The organism is Okeania hirsuta, assembly GCF_003838195.1.
Classification (GTDB): Bacteria; Cyanobacteriota; Cyanobacteriia; order Cyanobacteriales; family Microcoleaceae; genus Okeania; species Okeania hirsuta.
Genome location: NZ_RCBY01000330.1, coordinates 1 through 6,263, shown reverse-complemented (window position 1 = coordinate 6,263; position 6,263 = coordinate 1). Strand labels below are relative to the sequence as shown.

The 6,263-nt window shown below is 33.8% G+C and carries 4 protein-coding genes and 1 pseudogene; 1 reads left to right on the top strand and 4 read right to left on the bottom strand.

What is annotated here, in order from left to right; genetic code table 11:
* Window positions 1-588 (top strand): annotated as a pseudogene (locus D5R40_RS29460) (IS630 family transposase); the annotation flags it as partial.
* Window positions 589-1,230: 642 nt separating this feature from the next.
* Here D5R40_RS29460 and murI read toward each other — a convergent pair.
* The 4 genes from murI to psbP form a co-directional block, all read right to left on the bottom strand.
* Window positions 1,231-2,061 carry a glutamate racemase gene (gene murI, locus D5R40_RS29455; RefSeq protein ID WP_124147535.1) on the bottom strand — a complete coding sequence of 277 codons (831 nt, stop codon included), beginning with the start codon at window positions 2,059-2,061 and terminating at the stop codon, window positions 1,231-1,233.
* Window positions 2,062-2,400: 339 nt separating this feature from the next.
* Complete coding sequence (locus D5R40_RS29450) at window positions 2,401-2,970, bottom strand: peroxiredoxin (protein ID WP_124147536.1); 570 nt, start codon at window positions 2,968-2,970, stop codon at window positions 2,401-2,403.
* Window positions 2,971-3,968: 998 nt separating this feature from the next.
* Window positions 3,969-4,583 (bottom strand): nucleoside triphosphate pyrophosphatase, encoded by a 615-nt coding sequence (locus tag D5R40_RS29445; protein WP_124147537.1) that lies wholly within the window; start codon window positions 4,581-4,583, stop codon window positions 3,969-3,971.
* A 133-nt stretch (window positions 4,584-4,716) separates the two neighbouring features.
* Window positions 4,717-5,259: a photosystem II reaction center PsbP gene (psbP, locus tag D5R40_RS29440; protein WP_124147538.1), complete on the bottom strand. Its 543-nt coding sequence runs from the start codon at window positions 5,257-5,259 to the stop codon at window positions 4,717-4,719.
* Window positions 5,260-6,263: the final 1,004 nt, after the last annotated feature.

The following is a 6,263-nucleotide window of genomic DNA, read 5'->3' as shown; positions in this document are numbered from 1 at the left end:
ATTGAGTCCTGATAGATTAAGTCGGATACTCAAAAAAAGGGGGTCATTTGGAAGCAGGCCAGAAAAAGTCATAAACAGAAACAAGATCCAAGAGTCAAAGAAATAAAGCAAGCCGACTTAGATCTGTTGCAATTGGCTGCAGCTACAGGAGAAATAGACCTCAAGTACCTAGATGAGTCTGGATTTTGTATGTGGAGCGAGCCGAGTTATACCTACTACTTTAAAGGGGAGCAAAAACGCCTAGAACAGACAAAGCGTCGTGGTCGTAGATTAAGCATTATTGGCTTTCTTCAACCTTTAATCAGTTTCGTTTACGGTTTAGTAATTGGCGGTGTAGACCGCAAGTGTTACATCCGAATGATGGAGCGTGAAGCCCAAGAAACTGCCAAAACTGGGCGTATGAGGATAATTGTTCAGGATAACGGACTAATACATAGATGTCGAGAGGTACAACAATTATGGTCAAAATGGGAAAGCCAGGGCTTGTATATATTCTTTTTACCTAAGTATTGCTCAGAAATGAACCCAATTGAGCTGGAGTGGAAGCATCTCAAGAAAGATGAATTATCTATCAGGTCAAATGTTTGATGACAAGTTAGATCTTGCTTATGCAGTAATTGACGGTATTCAAGCTAGGGGAGAAAAGGGAAACTACAGGACAGAACGTTTTAAATTTTACTCAAATCAAACTGCTTAAAATTTCTTTACATACTTTGGTTTTTTTTCACCGACTTACTTATAAGTTTTAAGTAAGTTTATAATTATTCAACAGTATAGCAACTGTCAGAGGGGTTAGCACAGAGAAAAGTATAAAATTATTAGACCATCTCATAGAGGCGATATAACTGCCGCACTTGCTCCGCCAACGCTATGTTTCTCCTTTATGTCCTAAGCACTTTGACGACTGCTATAGATCTAAAACATTAATAAAAATTCTACTGTTTCCTATTCTCTATAACCCTAAAATATTTCACAATTCAGATATAAGACTGCCATAATCTATCTATAAAGCTTACGAGAAGTTATCAAACTAGATTGGCACTTTCATTGAATCACAAAAACTCTGTAAAACTTTTCGCGAATCCTTATTCTTAGGACTTAAGGAGCAAATCTGCCTGTAGTGTGTGTTGCAACGCATCTTACACCAAAACTAGCGTATAAAAGAGTATTTTGCGTAAGTCCTGATTCTATTAAGCATTTAATTTTCTGTTTATATCCCCAACATAAATTCTATGCCATAGAAATAGGTTTGTCTAGAACTGTAGATAAAGAAACTGATTGTACAATTGGTTTATAACCAAGCCATTGTAATGATAATTCAGCAAATTTTTGAGGAGAACCGCTAACTACGAATTTTGTTGGTTTTGCTTTCTCATAATTTTGTAAATTCATCATTTCTAGCTTTTTAGCAGCTACTTTCACTAGAGATACAGCAGGATCTACAAAATTAATATTTCTAGGTAGAAAAGAACGCAATATTGGTTCTAAATAGGGATAGTGAGTACAACCATAAACCAATGTGTCAATTTTTTGCTGTATTAATGGCATCAAATATTCTTCTGCTATCTGATATGTATAAGGGTTATGTAGCTGATTTTGCTCTATTAAAGGTACGAAATAGGGACAGCTTACTTGCCACACTTTAGCAGAAGAATTTGCCTCTAGAATAGCAGTACGATAGGCATTACTAGCAGCAGTTGCAGGGGTAGCAATGACACCTATTCTTGTCCCTAATTCTACTGCAGAATTTGCCCCTGGTACAATCAATCCTAGAATTGGAATATCAAATTTAGACTTGATTTTTTCTAGAGCAAGAGCTGAACTGGTATTACAAGCCATCAATACCATTTTAACTCCACTTTTGATTAACCACTCTATAATTTCATCTACAAACTGCATAATTTCTTTGCTAGTTCTTGTACCATAAGGTAATCTTGCTGTATCTCCAAAGTAAAGAATAGATTCACTAGGTAACTGTCTATATAGCTCTCTCAGAACAGTTAGACCTCCTATCCCACTATCAAAAATACCTATTCTTTTTTGTCTAGTTTCAACGATCATTCTTGAGAGTATGGAAATACAATTCAAATCAAATAAATATTACTATAATGTATCAGTTGAAAATCTAATTTTTTTGATTTTAGTTTTAATAGAGAAGAATTTCATAATTATTTATCAACTGAAGTAAAAAAAACGGTAATTGCCGAATATATTTTGGTTATCGTTACTTACTTAAGAGGGGTTAAAACTATATATAGCAATGTAATGTAAAAATATCCTTGTAGTGCCAAAAATTTATTGTTTAGGTTAAGTTTTAGACGCTACAGTTCAAAAATCACATTTAATTGCTACATATAGTATTATTATTGCCAGTTCCAGCTTCATCTATAGATAGCTGAACTAACCAACAAACTCTAATCGAGCTGGTTTTTCTGCTGGTGCTTCTGTACCCTTGAGATAGGCTAATACCGTATCTGCGTCAGATGTCTCGAATGGATCGTCACCATAGTTGTCGCTAAAACCTTCTTCAACAAATATCTTTTCGATTTTAGAGTCATTGACAACCATTGCATAGCGCCAGGAGCGCATACCAAAACCAATATTGGACTTATCTACTAACATTCCCATTTTACGAGAGAATTCTCCATTGCCATCTGGTAATAGGAATACATTTTTGGCATTTTGCTGTTTACCCCATTGGAACATTACGAAAGCATCGTTTACTGATAGACAAATAATTTCGTCTATTCCTTGTGCTTTGAATTCATCGTATAGTTCTTCATATCGAGGTAAGTGAGTAGATGAGCAAGTTGGTGTGAAAGCTCCAGGCAATGCAAATAATACTACACGCTTGCCACCAAAAATTTCTTGGGTAGTTTTGTCTTGCCAACGATAAGGGTTAGGTCCTTCAACAGATTCATCACGGACACGGGTTTTGAATACTACATCAGGAACACGCTCAATAACCATAACTTAACCTCAGAATGATTTAGTAACTTAGCAATTCAATCTATATCAGCTTTTACTGCTGTAAATCAGAATAATTCTTATTTAAGAATTTGTCAACGGCATTAAAGAAAAAATTTTGTTTTTGAGGTTTGCTTGTAACTCACATTCCGCACTTCAAGTTGTAACATTAAAAGTAGTAGAAAAATCCGTAACTTGGTAAGTATTTATACTATATAGCTCCTACATTTGACCTTTCTCAGCAGTCAGATTCTCAGGAAAATATTAAGTATAAATACTCAATTACTTACTCCTATTGACCACTATAATTGTCTCCTGTCTCCAGTATAGCTGTCTCCTATTTTTATACTACATTTTGTAAAACAAAATGTAGGCTGTAAACTTGTTGCAAAATCAGGTATAATAGAAAGTTTACTCTTTGGCGTTGCTGAAATGTAATGGTAAGTAGCTGAAGGTAAAATTGAAAAACTTATGTTTTGCGTTGATACTTAATTTAAAAATCATTACCATTCAGCAACGCCGAAATATCATGCAAATTAAAATTATTAGTTAGCTATTAGCAATGTATTTCTATTCTTAGATGTTTATGAATGAAGATTTTATGACCAAAAAAATCAGGTCTCAAGCTTACCCTTTTTAGGGAATAAAAAGTGGTCGTTAGCGCAGCTTCCCGTAGGGTGGGATGGCGAGGAAACCTAGCCATATCCAATTGACCAAGAGGAAGAAAATTCTGTATCTTCTCGCCTCCCTATTGCAGAAGGAACTGTTAACGCAGTTCCTCTAGAGGAGGCTAACTGATAATTGAATTTACCTATACAAGTTGAATTGCCTCAGTTCCCTATAATATTAGTTGTTAAATAATTTTCTGAGCTTTATTTAATTTTTAATTTCTGGGCTTTATTTAATTTTTAATTTTTAGGGTTTAGAGGTAGTGATATAGACTTGCTATTACTCTTTAATTTAGAATAATTATTAGATTAAAAAATCGGATATTTTATAACCTACCAAAAGTTACTCACTTGATATCCTAGAGTATTTAGCATAACTCTCAATAATGGTAGACTTAAACCAATTACATTAGTATGACAACCTTCTATTTTTTCAATAAATAAACCACCTTTGCCTTCTATGGCAAAACAACCAGCACATTTTAAAGGTTCCCCAGTCGCAACATAAGCTTCTATTTCCTGGTCGTTAACGGGAGCAAAATGAACTTTTGTCATTCTACAAATTACGATAGTTTTATTTTTAACTAGATCGATTAAAGCATGACCAGTGTACAATTGACCAACTTGACCACGCATTTTTTGCCATCGAGCGATCGCTTCTTTATTATCAGCTGGTTTACCATAAATTTCGCCATCAATAACTAATACTGAATCACATCCTAAAATTAAATTTGATTGTGTTTCAGATAAGTTTTCTTTCATTAGAGACTTAGCTATTGTTTCTGCTTTAGCCTGGGCTAATGTTTCTACCAATTTTCGAGGTTCTATTAATTTAACTGTTGATTCATCAAAGTTACTAGGCATAACTATAGGATGAATACCAATAGTTTCTAACAAGCGAAGTCTTGCTAATGATGATGAAGCTAATATGAAGGTTGGAGTTTTCATATTTTCAAGCAAGTAAACAAATATTCCATAAAACATTGATAATTTGTCAGGACTATAGCCTATATTTAATGATATTTTTTAAGATAGGAAAACTTAAAAATTTGCTAGTCCTGACTAATATAAAAATTTCTCACTAATATATAGAGAAAGAGTTAATTACTTGCTCAAACTTATCATGCACTTTTTGCCAACGTGCTTCAGTAGTTGAAATATTGATAGTAAAAAGTTTACCTCGACTAACTCCTACACTTGCTAAGTTATGACGATCTCTTCCATCAGCTAATTTAACAGCATACTCCAGTTGATAATATGTTTTAGCTTTATATTCTCGTGCTTCTGCACTTACTAATTCTGCTTCCCTACCAGAGTCTGCTGGTGCAATGGCATTTTTGCTCAGTTTATATCCTACTTCAGTCGGAGTACCCAAGTCAGCCAAAGTTTGGTCTCCAACTACGGGACTAATAACGACACTAACATTCTCAGTGGCCTCAACTAGGTCATGGAATACTACATCCGGGCCATCAGATACTTTAACTTCGAGCCAACCATTAGGATAGAGGAACTCATAACCATCAGTTGTATCCACGAAGCTTTGTAGTCCACCGCCAATAGAAACACAACCTGTTACTACCAGAGCGATCGGTACTAAAAATAAGGCCACAATTTTTTTTAACATTTTCTCTTCTTTGATATTCTAAATAGTGAGAGTAGGCTTGAATTCAACTTTTCAGTCCCAACGCTCAAGTAAATTTATTGTCTCATTAAAATCTTGATTAATTTAATAAATTTGTGAATTTAATCAACTTCAATAATTAATTTTTGCCAATCAGGAGCCAAAATAATTTACAGTTAAGGTATTTGTTTTGCACTGAGTAATATTTAGATATTGTAGATATTGAAATTGAGTTTAGTGTGATGTTTTGAGCGAGAAATAATTCTGAGTTATGAGTTTAATTCTGAACGACTGGCGAATTTAGCTGGCAATTCCGGTAAAAGTATAATTAATTTTAATACCCTACAAAATATGATAATTTAGTCGTCTTTAATTGATGGCGGTTCTGAATCTCTCATCAACTAATTCTTTATCCTAGCTACTGAAATATTTCTGTCATTCACTACTTTCTCTATAACCAAATTTTCACTCATCAATCTAAGGTCAATATACTGCAAAATACCAACAGTAATTTCCACAGTTATTATCATTGATAACCAAAAGATTTTTACCACAATTTGTGTTCGTTCTAATACCCATACTCCTAATAGTAGTCCGATTAGATATTCAATAACTCAACAGCAAGTATTAATAACTGAATAATTCTTTATCCTAGCTACTGAAATATTTCTGTCATTCATTACTTTCTCTATAACCAAATTTTCACTCATAAATCTGGGGTCAATATACTGCAAAATATTAAAAGTAATTCCCACACTTATTGCCATTCCTGACTAAAAAAAATTTTACCACAATTTATATTGAATCTAATACTCATCCTGCTAATGGAATTTCGATTAAATATTCTATAGCTTAACAAAGAATATTAATTAGACTTGTCGCGAAATAAAACCTTAAAGTGAAATGGGAAAATTCTGGTTTTCACTGATTAAACTATGCTACCATTAAGTAAAAATTCCAGAGTCCAGCCGCAGTGAACATGAAGCGATCGTCGCGCATCTTTAATG

Coding starts and splice junctions, on each gene's coding strand:
- murI (WP_124147535.1), bottom strand. CDS start 2,061: ATGATCGTTGAAACTAGACAAAAAAGAATAGGTATTTTTGATAGTGGG.
- D5R40_RS29450 (WP_124147536.1), bottom strand. CDS start 2,970: ATGGTTATTGAGCGTGTTCCTGATGTAGTATTCAAAACCCGTGTCCGT.
- D5R40_RS29445 (WP_124147537.1), bottom strand. CDS start 4,583: ATGAAAACTCCAACCTTCATATTAGCTTCATCATCATTAGCAAGACTT.
- psbP (WP_124147538.1), bottom strand. CDS start 5,259: ATGTTAAAAAAAATTGTGGCCTTATTTTTAGTACCGATCGCTCTGGTA.